Source organism: Rhizobium sp. BK098 (assembly GCF_014193155.1).
In the GTDB taxonomy this organism is placed as follows: Bacteria; Pseudomonadota; Alphaproteobacteria; order Rhizobiales; family Rhizobiaceae; genus Rhizobium.
Genome location: NZ_JACHYY010000002.1, coordinates 227,688 through 247,438 on the forward strand (window position 1 = coordinate 227,688; position 19,751 = coordinate 247,438).

General features: G+C 57.2%; 10 protein-coding genes. 7 read left to right on the plus strand and 3 right to left on the minus strand.

Annotated features, from left to right (window positions below; all coding sequences use genetic code 11):
- Nucleotides 1-13: 13 nt before the first annotated feature.
- From FHT73_RS06010 to FHT73_RS06020, 3 genes are all read right to left on the minus strand, one after another.
- Complete coding sequence (locus FHT73_RS06010; RefSeq protein WP_246698946.1) at nucleotides 14-1,372, minus strand: aminotransferase class I/II-fold pyridoxal phosphate-dependent enzyme; 1,359 nt, start codon at nucleotides 1,370-1,372, stop codon at nucleotides 14-16.
- Nucleotides 1,373-1,422: 50 nt separating this feature from the next.
- Nucleotides 1,423-8,883, minus strand: coding sequence for a type I polyketide synthase (locus tag FHT73_RS06015; protein ID WP_183710362.1), 7,461 nt, complete (start codon nucleotides 8,881-8,883; stop codon nucleotides 1,423-1,425).
- 325 nt (nucleotides 8,884-9,208) lie between these two features.
- Nucleotides 9,209-10,387, minus strand: coding sequence for a polysaccharide biosynthesis/export family protein (locus FHT73_RS06020; RefSeq protein WP_183710364.1), 1,179 nt, complete (start codon nucleotides 10,385-10,387; stop codon nucleotides 9,209-9,211).
- Between the two features lie 226 nt (nucleotides 10,388-10,613).
- On the opposite strand from FHT73_RS06020, the gene FHT73_RS06025 reads away from it, so the two are divergent.
- The 7 genes from FHT73_RS06025 (at nucleotide 10,614) to FHT73_RS06055 (ending at nucleotide 19,664) form a co-directional block, all read left to right on the plus strand.
- The gene (locus FHT73_RS06025) at nucleotides 10,614-11,849 is read left to right on the plus strand and encodes a hypothetical protein (RefSeq protein WP_246712060.1); all 1,236 of its coding nucleotides are present in this window, start codon (nucleotides 10,614-10,616) and stop codon (nucleotides 11,847-11,849) included.
- Between the two features lie 373 nt (nucleotides 11,850-12,222).
- Nucleotides 12,223-13,053, plus strand: coding sequence for a hypothetical protein (locus FHT73_RS06030; RefSeq protein WP_246712059.1), 831 nt, complete (start codon nucleotides 12,223-12,225; stop codon nucleotides 13,051-13,053).
- Nucleotide 13,054: 1 nt separating this feature from the next.
- A complete protein-coding gene (locus FHT73_RS06035; RefSeq protein ID WP_183710366.1) occupies nucleotides 13,055-14,335 on the plus strand; it encodes a capsule biosynthesis protein in 1,281 nt (426 codons plus the stop codon).
- Nucleotides 14,336-14,348: 13 nt separating this feature from the next.
- Complete coding sequence (locus FHT73_RS06040) at nucleotides 14,349-15,002, plus strand: ABC transporter ATP-binding protein (RefSeq protein WP_112607175.1); 654 nt, start codon at nucleotides 14,349-14,351, stop codon at nucleotides 15,000-15,002.
- A 30-nt stretch (nucleotides 15,003-15,032) separates the two neighbouring features.
- Complete coding sequence (locus FHT73_RS06045; RefSeq protein ID WP_112607177.1) at nucleotides 15,033-16,298, plus strand: capsule biosynthesis protein; 1,266 nt, start codon at nucleotides 15,033-15,035, stop codon at nucleotides 16,296-16,298.
- A 16-nt stretch (nucleotides 16,299-16,314) separates the two neighbouring features.
- Entirely contained in the window at nucleotides 16,315-17,421 is a 1,107-nt protein-coding gene (locus FHT73_RS06050; protein WP_183710368.1) for a hypothetical protein, read from the plus strand.
- 56 nt (nucleotides 17,422-17,477) lie between these two features.
- Entirely contained in the window at nucleotides 17,478-19,664 is a 2,187-nt protein-coding gene (locus FHT73_RS06055; protein WP_183710370.1) for a glycosyltransferase family 2 protein, read from the plus strand.
- The last annotated feature ends 87 nt before the right edge of the window (nucleotides 19,665-19,751 follow it).

The following is a 19,751-nucleotide window of genomic DNA, read 5'->3' on the forward strand; positions in this document are numbered from 1 at the left end:
ATCGCCCCGAAACTTAAGAGCCGCCTGGCGTTTGAGCCATGGGCAGCAGTTGCATCATCTTCTCCATATCCAGCGAAGCAAGACCGAAATTGCGGTCCTTCAAGCTCTTGAGTTTTTCTGCTGTCAGCCTGACCGCGCGCCGGATCTGCTCCTCGGTATGATTGCAGGTGATGAAGAAACGAAGGCGCGCCATGCCCTCGGGCACCGCCGGATGGATGATGGGTAGCACGTTGATGCCTTCGGCGAGCAAGTCGTTGGAAAGCTGCGCGGCCCGAAGCGAATCGCCGACGATCACGGGCACGACCGAGTGCCCCACGCTGAGGCCGGTATCGAGGCCAGCCGCCTTTGCCTCGTCGAGAAACAGATGGCCGTTGCGCCTAAGCCGCGCGGTTCGCTCCGGTTCGGACTTGAGAATATCGAGGCCAGCGACGGCGGCGGCGGCGAGAACGGGCGAAAGGCCGACGCTATAGACGAAACCGCCGGCTTCCGCCTTCAGAATATCGGCAAGCGCACGCGTGCCGGCGATATAGCCGCCGCAACTCGACGTCGTCTTCGAGAGCGTGCCCATCCAGATATCGACATCACGCGGATCAAGATCGAAGTGCTCGAATGTACCGCGGCCCGTCCTGCCGAGAATGCCAAGCGCATGCGCCTCGTCGACCATCAGCCAGAAACCATAGCGCGCCTTGAGCTCCAGCAGCGCAGGCAGGTCGGCGATATCACCATCCATCGAATAGATGCCTTCGACGATGACCAGAATGCGCCGGAAATCCGACGATAGTGTCTTCAGGATATTCTCGAGGCTATCGACATCATTATGCTGGAACAGCCGGCGGGCGGCACCGGAAAGCTTGATGCCGGCAAGCGCGCTGTTGTGAATGAATTCATCGTGGATCACGAGATCCTGCGGCCCCATCAGACAGCCGATCGCAGCGACATTGGTCAAGTAGCCGCTGACAAAGCAGACGGCGGCATCGACGCCATAGACCTCTGCAAGCCTGCGCTCGAGCTCCACATGATCAGGTCGCTCGCCTGCGACGAGACGACTGGCCGACGCCGAGATTCCGAAGCGGTCGATCGCCTCCTTGGCGCGCTTGGCGACATGCGGGTCCGTATTGGTCGCCAGATAATCATAGGAGGCAAAATTGACGAACTCACGCCCGCCGATGCGCGTCGTCGCGCCGGCGGCGGCATCATGCGACCGATAGAATGGATTGGCGACGCCGAGCAGCTCACCTGCCATGCGCTGCGTTGCGACACGCTTATATTCGGGCAGATCCTCGAAACGGGTCGCCTGACGCGGTTGTAACTGTGGCTGCCGGTTCAGCCTTTCGGTCCGATTGCGGCCGGAGGATTCGCCGACACGGCGCATCTGCTCAAGCAACTTGCTTTTCTTCTGCTCCGCCTGTTCGCCATTATAGGTCACTGCACGGCCCTTTTTTCGTGTTCTGCGGCATGGCTACGCGCCAGGCGCTCGACCACCTCGTCTCCGGCCATGTCACTAGCAGCATTGTCGCCGTTGCGATTCATGACCCGATCACGCAAACGGTTGACGACATCGCCTACGGTCGTACCCTCGCCTACTCCGCTCAAGGGAATATCGAAGCCGGTTTTCTGCTGGAAGCTCATGCCGAGCTCCATGGCCATCAGGCTGTCCAGGCCGATATCCTTCAAAACCTTATCGGGGGTCACCGTGTCTTCGGTCACGCGCAGGATGGCCGCAATCTCTGCCGCGACAAGCGCATGCAGAGCGGCCTGAGCCTCCTCTTCCGATTTCCCGCTGATCAGTTCCCTGAGATCGATGCTGTCTCCCTCGTTGAGGGCCTGATGGTTGCCTGCATGGCGCATCAGCGGCTCGAACAGAGAACGTCCGGCAATCGGCAGCAGACGAGCGGCATTCCAATCGATCTCGGCGATCATGACCGCCGCCGCATCGACATCTCCTCTGTCCGCCAGCATATAACGCTCGACCTGTTCCAGCGCGTCTCGCGCCTTTAATGCGGCCTTGCCGATACGCTTGGAGAGGAGATCGTTGACCTCGATGTTGCGGGCAAGGAAGCCCTTGTCGGCGATCGCGCCGAAGCCCACCGCAAGCGCGGGCCTGCCTGCGGCCCGACGCGCACGCGCCAACCCCTCCAGATAGCCATTGGCCATCACATAGTTAGCCTGGCCGGGATTGCCGAGCATGGTCGTTGCCGAGGAGAACAGCAGGAAGAGTTCCAGCCTGTCATCTCGCGTCAGACGATCCAGATTTTCCGCGCCACGGATCTTTACCTGGAGAACGGGGCGATTGCGTTCCAGCGTCAGATTGGCAAGGAGTGCGTCGTCCAGGACCATGGCGGCGTGAATGACGCCTTTCAATGCCCCTTCGGTGCGAAGCGAGGCAAGCAGCGTCTCAACTGCGGCGGCATCGGTGATATCACAGGCGTGCAGCGTCGTAACGACACCCCGCTTTGCCCAATCTGCTATCGCCTGCTTCGTTTCAGCGTCGGCAATGCCGCGGCGTGAGCATAGCGCTATGCGGCGCGCACCCTTCGAAACGAGCCAATCGGCGGCGGACAGCCCGAAGCCGCCAATGCCGCCTGCGACCAGGAAAACACCCTTGCCATCGACACGCAGGGATTTCGCGGGTGCGCGCAAGACGCTGTCAATACCCGCAACGGGCGGCCGCACCACGATTTTGCCGATATGGCCGGCATTCTGCATCAGCCGGAAGGCATTGCCGATCTCGTCATAAGCGAAAGCGCGATATGGCAGCGGCGTCAGCTTTTCCTCGGCGAAAAGCTGCCCGATCTCCCTGAAGATGCGCCGAGTGAGATCGGGTACGTTGACCAGAAGCTGATCCGCATCGATACCGAAATAGCTGACATTGCGCCGGAACGGACGTAGGCCAATCTTACGGTCGGAATAATAGTCGCGCTTGCCGAGCTCCAGGAAGCGGCCGAATGGCTTGACCAGCTCGATGCTCCGCTCCATCGCTTCGGAAAAGAGCGAATTGAGGACAAGATCGACACCCTCGCCACCCGTAAGCCGCCGCACGCCGGAAACGAAATCCAGAGAGCGGGAATCAAGCACATGATCGGCGCCGAGCATTTCGAGAAAGCCACGCTTCTCGACCGTGCCGGCGGTGGCGATCACCCTGGCACCCTTAAGCTTGGCAATCTGGAGCGCCGCCAGACCGACGCCGCCGGCAGCTCCATGAATCAGGATGGTTTCACCCGGCTGAATGCGCCCAAGCTCGACCATTGCATAATAGGCGGTCAGAAAAGCGACAGGCACGGTCGCAGCCGCAACGGTGTCCATCCGTTCTGGGAGCTTCGTCACTCCGTCGCGGTGAACACGGACATGGGTCGAGAACGCGGCAGGCCCGATCCCCATCACCTTGTCACCCAGCTTGAGATCGTCGACGGCATCGCCAACGGCAAGAATTCGCCCAGCGAATTCCATGCCGATGGTGGCACCAGCAAAGCCGTCCTCAAGCGCCTCTTCTGGCAGGAGCCCCATAGCCCACATCACGTCGCGGAAATTGAGGCCGGTCGCTTCGACGGAGACGACAATCTCCCTCTCGTCAGGCACTGGAAGGCCGACTTCCTCCCAAACGACGCTATCCAGACGCCCGCCCAGATGTTGCCGGATCATCGCCGCGACAAAATCCCGGCGGCTTGCTTCGACGGCATCAAAGGGACCTGCGGCAGCTCTGATCTCCCGAACCTTTCCGGTCGCGCGATCCATGAACCATTCGCGGTTGTCCGTGTCCGCCGTCATGAGGGTGTCAACTGCGGAGAACACTCGCCCGTCATCTGCATCGGCATCCAGCAGATGGACGTCAAAGGCATCATATTCGTTTTGAAGAACGCGGCCCAAAGCCCACAGACCGGCATTCGCGTCATCGACGGGGCGAGCCGACAGCGGAGAACCGCCGGGCGCCAAGATCACCAGTCGAGGCCGTGCTCCATCGCTGTTCTGCGACAGCAGGTTCGCCAGTTCGGTGAAGATCGAGAGACGCGATAGTGAAAGTTCCGCCGCATCGCCGCGCTTCACGCCGGCAAGATACACGATCCCGCTGGTTCTCCGGTTGACCGCATCGAGAACGCCGGCAATATCTGGCGACAACGCACTGAGATCGATGACCTTTGCATTCTCACCCAGCTTGCCAAGCCCCTTCTTGCCCTGCTCCGACAAGATCAGGATTGGCTCGGCGATCTCCACGACGGCAGCTGTTTCCGGTTGCCGTTCGGACATAGCCGATACCGCTATCAACGCTCCCTCGGGGAATACCTGCTCATGGATCAGCGGCTTGGCAAAACCCAAGTTCCCCAGGAGCTCGGCGATCTGCTGCGGCGTGCCGAGCCGCCCAACGGGGAATTCCGGCGACGAGCTATCCGCAAACCAGCCTTCGGAAAGGCCGAAGACGAAATCATTGAAGGCGCTCGGCGCACGATCGACCAGCAACAACCGCGCGCCGCAGGCGGCAACCGTCCGGACAGCCCGCTTGATATCGTCATTGTGAAGCATCAGGTACTGGCTCTGATCGCCGGAGGCGACCACGAGGTCCGCGACATAGCGATCCGTCAGTTTGGCCGGATCGGTAACGATGACATGCGCATCGCGTTCGAATGCGATCTCCAGTGCTCGGCGCACCTGCTCACGCGGCTCGGCAATCACGAGACATGCGCCCGCTGCTGCGGTGATCGTCGCCAGTTTTCGGCTGAAAGCGGCCGAAACCGAGCCGACTTCCAAAACGTATGCGATCGCGCCGGCATCGGCTTCGACGGCGGATGTCAATGCTTCCGCGAGCATCGAAAGCCGCCGTTCGCTCAAGGGCGAATGAACAAGCACATGCTCCAGAGTCGCCCCACCCGGAATGTTTGCCCCTTGGGCAGCAGGCTCATGTTCCAACACGTGCGGCCGTATCGTCGCCAAATGTTCGAGCGTCTCGCGATAGGCATCGCCAACGAGAACACTTTCGGCCACGCGCCCAGCGTCCTCACGATAGATTTCCTGCAGCAGCTCGGCCACAGGCGGCAGTGTCGGCTCCAGGGGAACGTGCCACTTGCCGTCTCCAGTCTCCGCGATGCCGGCATCCTCCAGAATGTACAGGCAATTGACCAGGAAAGACCGGAATTCGGCATCGCCGGGAAGGCCGGAAAATGCGACGGCGCCTTTACGGTCCGCAACCTTTAGTGCGATATCGTAGCAGGCGCGATAGACTGCGGCTTCAAGAAGAAGGCTTGCATTGTTGAGCGCATGGCTCTCGCCGGAACTGCCGTACGACGGAATCTGCCGTCCGTTAGCGCCCGATTTATGCGCGCCAGCGAAAAGAGCCGAAGGCACGCTCTCATAATGAAATGCAATGGAATCGAGCGTTGCCCTGCGGCGCAGCTGCGTGCGGCGGAAACGACAATCGTCAAGAACGGCAACCGCGCTGCCCTTCGCATCGAACAAGGTGAAACGGGCCTTGATCGAATTCGCGCTGAAACGCTCGATCTCGATGTAGGCTTTGACGATCGACCTTTCCTTGCCGAAAGCTCTCACGGTGCCAAAGTGAACGGGAATATAGGGAGCGCCGGTTTCGTCGCCGGAAAATTGATCGAACAATGCGACGAGACCGTGAAAGGCCGCGTCGACCGACATAGGGTTGAGATTATAGCTGGCGAAGGGATGAGACGGTGAGGCAGCCGTCTTCAGGTCCACTTCGATCGCATGATGACCGAACGCCGCAGCTTTCGACAGAAGCTGGAAATGTGGGCCGTAATGCAATCCGAAACGTTCCGCGGTTTCGTAGGCCACCTCGGACGTCAATATGGATTTACGGTCCCCGCTCGATCGCGCAGCGGCCTTGCTATCCATCTCCGCCGCCAGCGGCTTGCGGCAACGTCCGACCGCATGCACTGTCCATTCGTCATGGCTGAGGCGCTCGCGCGACCGGATCTCGAGATCTCCCGTCTCGGGTGACAGAATGGTGGACAATTCGACCATCCTGTCTTGAGACAATTCAAGCGGTCGGAAGATTTCGAGATTGCCGATTTCGACTTCATCGGTCCCGTAATAACGCTGCGCAGCCGTTACGGCGATTTCGATAAAGCCGCTGCCGGGCAGGATTGCCTTGCCATCCACCACATGTTCGGCGAGGTCTGGAAAAAGGCGGGCGTCGAGATGGTTCTTCCAATTCGTACCATTGAGATCGGCGCGCCAGCCAAGCAGCGTATACGGGCTTTTGCGATCGCGACCGAAAATATCGATCTCGTCCGTCGTCGCATGAGCACGAAGCTCCACCGGCTCGAAAGGCAGGGGCGGCAGCTTGACGAAGGCGTTGCGCGTGGCGCTGCTGCGCGTGCGTAGCGCAGGCGCACCGTTCGCAACCGCCCGTGCAAATGACTGTGAGACCGGATCATGGCCATCAATGGCGGCCTCGCGCAACAAAGTCGGTATTGCGATCGCCTGAACCGATGCCTGTTTTGCGATCTCCGCGACATAGTTCGACAGGATCGGGCGCGGTGAAATTTCTATAAAGAGGTTGCAGCCCATTGCCAGGGCGACCTGACAGCCAGCCTTGAAAAGCACGGGATCGCGAACATTGCGCCACCAATATTGCGTATCCAGCAGGCGCCCATCGCGCAGTTCGCCAGTTACCGTCGAGATGAAGGTCCCAGTGCCGCTATCCGGCGCGAGATCGGGCAAATCTGCGAAAAACGCCTCCCTGGCACGGTCGATGATGGGATGGTGGAATGGATAGTTGATATCGAGAACATGCGCGACGATCTGAGATTTACGCGCGGCGTCCCTGTAGGCCTCTATCTCATCGGCAGGACCGGAGATCGTTACCGAATTCGGCGCGTTGACGGCCGCGATACATATATTGTCCAGGCCCCTGGCTTTCGCAAAAGCCAGCGCTGCATCCTCGCCAAGCACCACGGCGGCCATCTTGCCCTCACCGGCAAGAAGATCCTGATGCAGCGAACGCTTCGCGACGATTGCAACCGCCTCGGCAGCCGTCAACACCTTGGCTGCGTAGGCGGCTGCGATTTCGCCGACCGAGTGGCCGAAGACCGCATCCGGCTTGACGCCCATCGACCAGAGACAGTCCGAGAGGGAGGCCTGGATCGCGAACAGCAGCGGCTGCGCGATCTTGGTATCGGCCAGGCGGGCAGCAAGATCAGAGGCGACCAGAACATCGGTCAGCTTCTCGCCGAGATAATATTCAAAGAGAGCGCTGAAGGACTGAAAGCATTGCCGGAAATGGCGGTTTTCCTGATAGGCGCCGATGCCCATTCCCGCCCACTGCGCGCCGTTGCCGGAAAAGACGAAGGCGATCTTGGTGGCCTGGGCCGGAGCTTCGCCAGCCTCGCCAGCCGAATTTCTCCCTGCAAGATGCGCATCGATCGCGGCCAGTACCGCTGCACTGTCTTTTGCGCGGGCTGCGAAACGATGACGCATGGGTTCGCGATTGGCAGCGGCGGAAGCAACGATCTGACGCGCTTCCTTGAGCTCGGCAGTTTCAAGACGGGTCTTGTAGTCTTCGAGCAGCGCCGAAAGAGCCGAGGCCGTATGAGCGCTGACGGCGAAAACGACCCCCTCGCCTCGGATTGACGGTTCGGGCGGTGCGATCGGATCGGGGTCACTGATGACGACGTGAGCGTTCGTTCCGCCGAAGCCGAAGGAATTGATCCCAGCAAAGCGTGCCTGCTTGGCTGGAAGAAGCTCGATCGTTGATGTATTGACCCGAACGTTCAGGCCCTCGAAATCGATGGACTCATTCGGGTGGTCGAAATGCAATGAGGCCGGTAAGAAATTATTTTCAAGCGCAATAACAGCCTTCAACAACCCGAAAAGGCCGGATGCCGGTTCGGTATGGCCGATATTCGTCTTGATCGAGCCGATCGGTACCGGCGCCCGCCGATTGCGCCCTATGACTTCGCCGATCGCCCAGATTTCGGCGGGGTCGCCGACCTTCGTTCCCGTTCCATGCCCTTCGATGAAGGCGATACGATTGACGTCGATATTGCGCCCTTCATAGATCGACTGAAGCAAGGCGGCCTGCGCCTCACGCGACGGCATGGAAATACCGTTGGTTCGTCCCGAAGAATTGACGCCTACGGCATGTATTCTAGCATAGCTGCGGTCCTTCTCGCGCAGCGCAACGTCCGTCCGGCGCAATACGATCGCCGCACCACCTTCTGCGCGAACGTAACCGCGACCGTTGTCGTCATAGGCGCGGCAGAGCCCTTCCGGCGACAGCATGCGCGCCTGCGCGAAGCCCACGAAGGACATGGGGTTGAGCAGAATATTGATGCCGCCGACGATCGCGGTATCGATCTCTCCGTTTTCGAGGGCCTTCACCGCCTGGTCGAGCGCTACCAGCGACGACGAACAAGCCGTGTCGATCGTCATGCTTGGCCCGCGCAAGCCGAATATATGCGAGATGCGGTTGGAAACGATGGAAAGCGTGTTGCCCGTCATGAAATACGGGCTACCCGAGGCGGGATCCTCGAGCGTCAGATTGCCATATTCAAGGGAAGATGCGCCGACATAGACACCCACGCGCTGGCCTTCGAACCCATCGATCGGCAGGTTTGCATCTTCCAAAGCTCGCCAGACAACGTTGAGCAGGATGCGCTGCTGCGGATCCATCTGCATTGCTTCACGCTGGGAAAGGCCGAAAACCGCAGGATCAAAGGCGTAGACATTGTCAAAGACGCCGGCTGCAAAACTGTAAGTTTTTCCCTGGATGCCCACAGCCGGATGCCAAAAGCGCGCAAGATCCCAGCGCTCCTCTGGTATACGGCCTACGGTGCAACGCCCCTCCTTCAGTACGAGCTGCAGTTCATCGATAGAACCCGCTCCAGGGGCAATGCTTGCGCGTCCGATAATCTCAACTGTCATGATCTCTCAGCAATATTCGAAGAAATGCATCAAACTGACCAATATTAACTACTCACGCTAGTATTGCCCGCGTTTTTCAACGACAACAATTTGCGCGCGCAGCATTTATGCGGCAGCGCACCAACCGCTGCAATATGCGATCAGTTAAGCTTTCAATTCAAGCCAGAAATCGCAATTCTTGCTTGCGGTGGTTGCAGTTCTTTCTCTAAATCAGTTCGCGATGAATTTCCGTTATCGACAAGGCACGATCCGTCAAAATCATACAGATGTCGGCATCGATCAACGAATAGGTTAAGTCAAGCCGCCGTCGCTCCGTTTCTTGCAACTATTGCCCCAGATTTGCTGCCGTTGCCGCTCCCTGGGATGCGATACCAAGCGGCGTGCCGATAAGATTCAAGAACTTCCTGATGTCGACGGAAGGATGACGCGATACATAGATGACGTCGCGGCTTTTTACCGGGAAAGTCTGCCCTACGATCAGGCTGTCGGGATTGGACATGTCGAAGCGATAGACGATCGGATAGCGTCCCTTGGCATCCGGAACCATTCCCTTACGCAGCAAAACGTCGAAGCGAGCAGGACCGAGCAGGGCTTTGGCGATTTCAGGCTCCTCGTAGCGGAACAGGAAGAAGCCTTTCGCATTGCTCGAATCGTCGATCGCGCCGTGACCCAGCGCAACAGCCTCGAGCAGGTTCAGATCGTTTGCTCCAAATTCGAGGCGGCCGTCTCCGCGAACAGATCCAAGCAGAGTGAAGGTCCTCGGATCGCGGACGAGGAAGATCTGATCGCCCGGCTGGACATAGATATCTTCCGACGGATGCTCGATGATGGACTTCAGCAGAACCGTTCCCGTCCGGCTGCCGCGAACCAGCGTTACATAGGTTTCATAAGGTTGCGTTGAAGGCCCCCCGGCCTTGGCGATGACTTCGGTAATCTTTTCCTTGGTCAGATCGAGCGGAACCATGGAAGGACGGCCAACGGCGCCCGAAACCGTGACGGTACGCGACGGCGTGCCCATGCTTGTTACGATAACATCCGGCTCGACGGCCTTGGTCGCCAGCGCCGCAAGGATTGCCTTGCGAGCCTGATCAAGCGTCTTGCCCGCAAATCGAACCGAGCCCGCATAAGGAATTGCCGCCGTGCCATCCGGCTGCACGACGACATCGAGCGATACCTGTTTTGATTGCGCCGTCGAAAACAGGCCATCGGCGCCGGCTTCGAAAATCGTGATCTTCAGTGCATCGCCGACACCGATAACGACGGCGCCGACACCACCACCCATGCCAAAACGCCGATTGAGTGTGGATGAAACATAATCGGAAACCAGACGCGCACTGCGGCTGTCGATGTCAACGATATCGAACACCGCGGCATTTCTGCGACCCAGTTCGACGCTGGATTGCCCGGCGTCCTTTACAATGGCGCCAGCCAAAGGGCCTTCACTTGATACGGAATTGCACCCCGCAAGAACCACGCAACAAATCACGGCGCCAATACGAAACAATTGAAAACCTCAAACAATTAGCTGCCGTGATTACCTGATGGCATACATCGACATGGAATGCATCAAATCTATCGACGCCTTGAAAAGCATAACGGGCACGCGTCAACAAGCCCAAATAGCGGAAATGCAACCAAAAAAATCAGATGCGCTCATATGAACACACCCGGCCCTCAAGAATCGCTCAACCAGCTCCGATTTATAGGGGCCAAGGAGACTTGAAGCAATTTTGGCGAGTATTTTTGAAGATTTAAAATTAAAATTTTCTAAAAAGCAAACAGGACCCGTTAAGCAACGGCATTGGCAGAGGGGTCACCTCATCGATAACATTGAAGTTTCGCTGAATCGCATTTATGCCGCCTTCCATAGGATGCATCTTGCCTATAAAAGAACCGAGTTCAGACCCGCAACTCACGCAGAAGACGACGAACCACAACAATCGGAGCTTGCTAAGTTTCTGCCGTCAGCGAGACATTCCGACAATCTTCGATTGTCTATCGTCGCTCGCAAATTGCCGCAAAATATACTTCGGGGCGAGAAACGGCTTGGGAGCTGTGGTACGACAGCGGAACGATCCCGTAACTCTCCAGCTCGGCCGGATGCCGATGAAAATAAAGGGTGCGTATTAATGCTTGGTTTTTCAAAGCGTTCACAAAAGAAAGCCTCGAAAAGTCCCCTCGAAATATTCGATCAGTACGAGCAGGGCAAACCGGTTCATCAAAATGCTATCAGCGCCCTCCAGGGATGGAATTGTGCATTTCCGCCGGAGTTCGGTCTCAATGCCGGCACCCTGCCCCTCTATGCGGATGACCGCATCGATTGGGCATTGCAGACTTTCGGATCGATCGAAGGCAGGCAAGTTCTCGAGATCGGCCCGCTCGAGGGAATGCATACCCACATGCTGAACTGCCACCGGCCGGCGCGGATCGACGCCATCGAGGCAAACCGCCTCTGCTTTCTAAGATGCCTGGTTACCAAACAGATCCTCAACATCGATGCCGCCTCTTTCATGCTTGGCGACATCCAGTCGTGGCTTACGGAAGGCGAAGAGATCTACGACTTCGCACTCGCATCGGGGGTTCTTTACCATATGGCCGACCCAGGCGAATTTCTTCGCTTGCTGGCAAAGCGGGTCAACGCGGTTTTCATCTGGACTCACTTCGTTCTGGAGAACGCGATGCCGGAGGGCGACGTGCGGTGGCTGCCCTTCAGCGGCAAGATTGAGACGAAGCTGATAGATGGCATTGACGTGCGCTATTACGAGCGCAGCTATCACCACGCCAATGCCAACGCGTCTTTCTGCGGCGGCATGAAGGATCGGCACTTCTGGATGCACCGGGACGATATATTGAAGCTGCTGCACGCGTTCGGCTTTGATGATGTTATCATCCGGGATGAACATCTCAGTCATCCTGGGGGGCCGAGCTTCTCGCTGCTGGCCCGGAAAACGTCCAGCGGCGCCTGACGACTCCGAATGCCGGGGGCTGACATTTGCGATATCGACAGGCATTTTGATAGATGTGAAGCCATGCAGAAGAGAATGACGCCGCTCCATCGCCAATTTCGGTCCTGTCCCCAACGGATAGAAGCGCCGGAGAAAATCCGTGCTTTTTAACCTCGAATACGATCATGGCAATGTTATCGAGGGTTATCTGATTCCCGATGGCTTTTCCGAAAAACCGCAAATCAGAGTCTCGGACGCCGACGGCGATCTGATGATCCTGCCGTGCGACCAAGTCAAACAGGCGGTCATAGATTCAGGACGGCACGAAGATGGCCATGTCGGGTTCAAGCTCGACACGACGACCATTCCCGATCTGGCTGAGCGCACATCGCTGATGATCCATGACGCCAAGTCGGGGCTGCTGATCTACCGCCGGCCGCAAGTATCGAGCACGATTCCGTTAAAGATTGTAAGGCTCGAGACGCAGCTGCTGCCAATGGTCAAATTCGACTACTATTGTGGCCGCAACTTTCAATATGAGCTTTCCTCCGTCGAGCGCTTCGGTCACGAAACGACCCTCCAGGCCTTTCATTTGAACGCCATCCAGTCGATCTATCTTAGCGGCCGGCTGTTGATGCGCAATTATGAAGAATTCCTCGACAAGGGATTCAAGGCCATCGTTCTGCTGACCGATCCCTATTACGAACTTGCCCTGCGGATATTCCTTCTAAAACGAATGGCGAAAACCCAGATTTCCTTCTTCGGCGATCGCGACAAGATCATCTTAGCGCCTGCTGCGGAGCATTTTGCCGAGGTAAGCCTTGAAAACGAAGCCTCTCTCAAGGCAGCTCTGAAGAAGGCTTCTCAGAGCGTCAGAAACGTTCTGGTATCCCCGGTCACCCGGCAATTGGCCACGACCATACCAGAACAGACAGTGACGCGCAGCGATGTCGCCACTGCGATCGACCTTCTCTCACGTTTTGCCGTTGTTGGTTTCGATACGGACAGCCTTTATTTTCAGCAGGCGGTCAGCGAGCTCATCGGGATTTCGGTTGGTGATTTTCCGTTGCCACCCAGACACAGCACCCTCGAGGACGTTGCGGCACGGTTGCGTTCATTGCATATTGCGGAGCTCATGCTCGAAGAAGATTTGATTTTCGATCACTATGTGCGTCAGGCGATGAAACCGACCGCGCCTCAATTGCCAGAAACGATTGCAAGCTGACATGCAAAAGCCAGTTATTGAAGACGCGATAGTTCAGGACTCTCCGCGGGTAAAAGCGAGCCGGCAAATCCTGCCTTCGCTGTTTCGGCGCAGGCTGCCGGCGCAGCGTGCGCGCACCGATCTCGAGGAGATCGAATATATACCGGTGCATGATGGCAACGAGCCCGAAACACAGTCGGGGGGCAAGCCACCCCTGAGGCTTATCGGCTTTATCCTGCTCGTCATCCTGCCTTTCCTGGCAAGTTCGGTCTATTATGCCTTTATTGCTTCGGATCAATATATAGCGGAAGCGCGTTTCGCCGTGCGGGCCGTGTCGGGAACAGGCGATACCAGCGACGCCAGTGATCCCGGCGGAGCCACCAGCGCCCTCAACATGCGCTCAGCGTCACAAGATGCGTATGTCGTCACCAGCTTCATTCACTCCACCGAAATTCTCAATCGAATCGGAAAGAAGATCGACTATCGCTCCATGTTTATCCGGCAGAATGCGGATTTCCTGTCGCGATTTGGTTCATCCCGATCCGACGAAGAGTTTCTGAAATACTGGAACGATCACGTCACCGCCTATATCGATGTGACTTCCGGCATCATAACGCTGAAGGTCAGAACCTTCTCTCCGGACGATTCCGTCAAGCTTGCGGATGCCATCATCGAAGAGAGCGAAAAGCTCATCAACGAGCTTTCGGAAAGAGCGCGCAACGACATCGTGCAGAGCATGAAGGCCGATGTCCAGAAGAGCGGCAAAGCCTATGGCGATACCTTGATCGCCCTCAATCAGTTTCAAAACGCATCCGGCCTTCTTAGCCCGCAGACACAGGCCAAGAACAGCGGCGCGATTCTAACGGGTCTGCTGGCCCAGAAGCTTGAATTCGAAACGCGCCTCTTCGTCATGCGGCAATCCAACGCCCAGAATTCTCCGACCTATCAGCAGCTCAATCTCGCCAAAGAGAGCCTCGATGCGCAGATCGAGAAGATGAAATCGGCGCTGACGGGGCCTGAGAATGCAAGCCTTGCAAAATCCTTGCTGGAGTATTCCAGGCTGGAAACCGATCGCATGATCGCGGAAAAACTCTATGAAAGCTCGCAGAAGAATTATGACGCCGTGCTTGCCGAAGCTCTTCGAAAGACACTATACCTTGCCGTCTTCGTTAAACCCGTGCTGCCGGACGAGTCGATATTTCCGCGTCGTGTCAGTACGCCATTGATCATATTGCTTGCGCTTGTTGTCACCTGGGCGACGCTTTCCCTTATCTGGGCATCCGTAGAGGATCACCGGATATGAGGGGAGAAGCAGAATGATCAGCTTCAAGAACGTCTCGAAATTCTTCAAGACGCAAAGCGGCAAGAAGGTCATTCTCGATCGGGTGAGCTGCGAGTTCGAGTCCGGCTATTCCTATGGCTTGCTCGGCGTGAACGGCGCCGGGAAATCGACGACGATGCGCATGATCGCCGGCACCATGCTGCCGAACTCCGGCAGGATCAGCAAGGATGTACGGGTGTCTTGGCCTCTGGGCTTGAGCAGCGGCTTCAATCCTCTCATGACGGGGCGAGCCAATGTTCATTTCGTCGCGCGCGCCTATGGCGAGGACGTGAGGCGTGTTTCCCGCTTTGTCGAAGAATTCGCCGAACTCGGCGATTATATCGATGCACCCGTGCGCACCTACTCCTCGGGCATGGGCGCACGATTGGCATTCGGCCTCTCGATGGCGATCGAGTTCGAGTGCTATCTGGTGGACGAGGTTCTTGCTGTTGGCGATGCACGCTTCCAGGAACGCTGCCGCATCGCATTCGAGAACAGGCGCAAGAATTCCGACATCATCATGATCTCGCACAGCATGAGCATGATCAATACGCATTGCGACAGAGGGATGGTACTTGTCGACGGCAGACTTATCGCCTTCGATAAGGTAGAGCAGGCTATAGAATCCTATTATAGATTGAACCGCTAGAAGACCAGGGATCGACGGCAAGGCCCAAATATGGCTCATGATACCGAAAATGCGCCAAAAGCGCTTCAGCTCAGCGCGACGGAGCATAGCCGCAATGTGGCCGCGAATCTGTCGGTAGCAGCGCGGAAATTGCGTTTCTCGACATCGAGGCGAAGCCAGCTGTTCAAGGCCGTTGGCCTGCGGCCTCGCCCGATGCAGCAGGTCATCAGCAAGGCCATCCTGGCATCGACCGTTCTGCTACTTGTCATCCCCAATATTGCTTCGGTCTATTACTTCACCTGCGTCGCATCCGATCAGTATCAATCCGAAACGCGTTTCACGGTCCGAACGTCCACGCCGGCACTCGGGGGCAATCAGATTACCAAGGTGACCGGTCTACCGCCGGCACAGATCGTGCAAAATACCCTGATCGTCACCAATTTCATCAAGAGCAAGGACATGGTTGCCGCTCTTGAGGAAAAGGTCGATTTTCAAAAGATCTATGGGAACGACTCGATCGACCGGATCGCGCGCCTGAAAAAAGATGCGAGTTCGGAAAAGCTGCTCGATTATTGGGAAGACATGGTCTCGGTCAAGATCGATGCGAATAGCGGCATCGTGACGGTCAAGGCGCGCGCTTTCACGGCAGCCGACGCCCAGAAGGTGTTACATCAGGTCGTGGCGGCGTCGGAAGTCGTGGTCAACGATGTCAACACCCGCATCTGGCGGGACGTCATCGCGACCGCTCAGGCGAACCTGGACAATGCAAAGGATCAACTGCAGAAAGCACGGGACAAGCTTTTGATTGCGCGCAACCAGACCGGCGTCCTCAGCGTCGAGGGATCGTCGACCGTTATCACGAACCTGATCTCGTCCGTTCAGAAGGAAAGAATAGATCTTCAGCAGAAATATGATGCGCTTCTTGGAACGGTCTCCGCCGATGCACCGCAGATGCGCGTGTTGAAACGCGAGATCGACAGCAGGCAGAAGCAGATCGATCAGCTGAACAGCCAAGTCGCCGGGCAGAACAAATCAGAACAGAATCTCGCGGATGTTTCCGTGGATATGTCACAGCGCGAACTGGAACAGAGCCTTGCCGAGCAGCAATTTGCCACGAGCATGAAAACGCTCGAACAGGTCAAATTCGTCAGCAAGCAGCAGCTGCTCTACCTCGACACGTTTCTGGCACCCAGCCTGCCCGACGAGGCGGAGTATCCGCAGCGGGCGCTCTGGATCGGCGGAATTTTGGGCGTGACGATCCTTGCCTGGGGTGCTGTTTTCGGCATTCTCGCCAATCTTCGAAATCGTCTGGCGTAGTGTCGCACGGAAACCTATGCAAGTTTTACGCGACATCCTCTACCAACTGCTTCCAAGACCACGACCCTTCGGGGCACCGCCGCAGGATGGCGAGCACGTCGCGAGGCGCCTGCTCATCTTATCGCGCAACCCCAATCCGAGCTTCAGCTATTATCTCGACGAGCGCGCCAAGACACTCGACCACATTGAAGTCATCATGAAAGGCCTCGATGATCCGCTCGATGCTATCGATAGCGATGGGCTCTTCGTCATCATCTGCCGCTACATCAAGCCGCCGCAATTGCGCTGGTTGGAGGAACGGCGAGATACGCTTGCCGGAGTGGCCTATTTCGTCGACGACGACATTCCGGCTGTTGTTACCGGGAACGAAGCAGGGTGGCTCTATAAGTTCAGGCTGATCAAACTGGCGGTCCGCCCGCTGCCAAGGATCAATAGGCTGCTTACTCACGTGTGGACCTCCACCGACGCCCTGGCAAATGCACTCGCGATGAAAAGCCATAGGATCGATATTCTGCGTCCCCTTCCGGCGGATGCGCCTGACATCGCGATCAATAGCCGGAATGAAAGCGTCCGGCCGCTGAAGATGGTCTATCATGCCACCGGCGTGCATCGCCGGGAACACGAGTTCCTGATGCCGATCATCAAGGCCGCAATGGAAAAACACGGGAACCTTCATTTTGAGGTTTTTGCCGCCGGCTCCCTCGCCCGACGCTGGAGCCAACAGGGGATCGACCCGGCGAAAATGACCATCATCCCGCCATTGCCCTGGCCAGCCTATCTCGCCAAGACAACGCATCACCAAGCCGACATCGCTTTGGCGCCTCTCCTGTCGGGAAAGACCAATGCGAGCCGCTCCGACACCAAGCGGATCGACATCAGCCGCCTTCAGGCGGCTGCCATCTTTTCCCGGTGCCCCACCTTCGAACGATGTGCCGTCCCTGGCGAGCTTCACATTGGCAACACCGCCGAAGAGTGGATGGCTGCCATCGATCTGCTCGTTAGCGACCACGCTCGCCGGCTTTCTGCCCGCGATGCTACGCGTTGCTCGATCGAGAAAATGCGGCAGCACGCGAGTCCGACATTTCCCGGCATTCGTTTTGAGCCTCTCAGCGGTGCCGACTAGAGCTTTAATTTGGCAGGCGATGTTCCTTCCAGCATGTGGATGAAACCAATATTTCGATGACACTCAAAATCATACCAAACGCCGATCTTGAACGGGAAATATCCGCTGGAGCCCATCTTGGCCAATGGAAATCCTTGGGGGATGATCCGGCTTTCGAGATCAGGTTCTCGCCCTTGCGAAAGAAGCTGGTCGTCATCCATGTGGCCGCGACCAGCGAGCCCATAGATCCGAAACTCTATATCAATCGTGGTTATGGTTTTCGCGAGAAGGATACGGTTTCCCTCCCGGAAGGAAACCGCTTCGTCATCACCGCGGATATCGGCTCGGTTGGCTCGATCTGCGCCCTGCGTGCCGATCCAGCCAGTTTTCCGACATCGTTCAAGTTTGCCGCCAGGGCTTTTGCATCCGAAAAAGCAGCCGAAAGATATATTGCAACGCTTCTTCGAAGCGAGGGACAAACCAAACGTATCGATCTCGGCAGACTGCCCCAGTATTGGCTGAAATTGCCGAGGCTGCGCTTGGGGCGCCGCGCACCTAGCCTGACGATACAATATGCCGAGGCGAGCTATAGGCTTGCCTCAGAACTGGAGACAGCACCTACACCGGCGACGGCGGGAACCTGGCTCAGCGTCGTTGTTCCAGTCTATAATGCTCCGCCGCGCTATCTGGATGATCTTGTCAAATCCTTCGAAACACAGGGGGAAACAGGAGCAGAGCTCATCCTAAGCGATGATGGCTCGACATCTCCGGAAACGCAACAGTGGTATCAGAGCCAGCAATCAAAGGACAATGTCCGCCTCGTGCTGAGCGAGCGCAACGGCGGCATCGCTGCTGCAACCAATGCCGGCCTGTCCCATGCAAAGGGGCAATGGATCGCCTTTCTGGATCATGACGATGTGATCGCACCGCATGCCTTCAAGCTCATCCGGCATACGCTCGAGCTAAATCCGGATGCCAATTTTCTCTATACGGATGAACTTGTGGTCGACGACACCCTGAGGCCGACCGGCGTCATGCTGAAACCGGCCTATGATTCCGTACTGTTGACGGGCGTCAATTACATCAACCATTTCTCCATCTACCGCCACAGCCGCCTTCGGGAAATCGGTTATCTCCGCACCGGCTACGACGGCTCGCAGGATTACGATCTGCTGCTGCGCTACATGGAGGGCGTCCCGGAAGAAAGCATTCTCCATCTACCCTATCCCGCTTACTGGTGGCGCCGCAACGGCAAGACCTATTCACGCCAATTCATGGATGCCGCAACCGCCAACGCCAGAAAGGCCCTGACCGAACGGTTCGCACGACAGCGACAGACAGTCTCTGTTGACGGCGCTCTCACCGAGACCTTGCACAGGGTCGTCTTCGATGCGCCCCACGAATGGCCGAAAATCTCTGTTATCATTCCGAGCAAGGACAATTTCGATCTGATCTCGCGCATTCTCGGCGATCTCTTCGAAAAAACAGATTATCCCAATTTTGAAGTCCTGGTCGTCGACAACGGCTCCGCTGACCAGGCCGTCCTCGATCTCTATGAGCACTATCGCAAAACCCAGCCTCGCTTTTCAGCCGTCATCAATCGGGAAACCTTCAATTTCTCACGCTCGGTCAATCGAGGCCTGAACGCTGCGACGGGCGAGCATTGCCTCATCCTCAACAATGACGTCGAAGTTATCGAACCAGGCTGGCTGAAGGAGATGGTTTCCTGTCTTGCCTATGACCGAACCGGCATCGTCGGCGCCAAACTGCTCTTCTCGAACGACAAGATGCAGCATGCCGGCGTGGTGATCGGCTTCGGCGGGCTTGCCGGTCACTGGTATTTGAACAAGCCGAAAGAGTTCGGTGGGCCGATGAACCGGCTGCATGTGCGCAACACGATGACTTGCGTGACTGGCGCCGTGATGCTGATCTCGGGTGACTGCCTTCGCAACATCGGTCTCTTCGACGAAGAGAATTTCGCGGTCGCCTATAATGACGTGGATTATTGTCTGCGGGCGCATAAGGCCGGCTATCGCATCATTTGGACACCCTTTGCCTGCCTTTATCACCATGAATCGCTGTCGCGCGGCTCGGACAAATCCGGCGAACGAAAGAAGCGCTTCGAGCAGGAGAAGCAGAACCTGCGCCGGCTGCACGCGACGCAGGGCTTCATCGATCGCGCGCTCAATCCGGCCTATGGCCGCGATAAATCAGACCCCAAGATCGTGGTGCCTACGCGCCTGCATATCCCGTCGATGTCATAGAGTGTTTCCGCTTTTCTTCGAATCGCGAAAACGCTCTATGTTCTTGTTTTTACGCAGTTCCGGACGCAAAACCGCTTCGCACTTTTG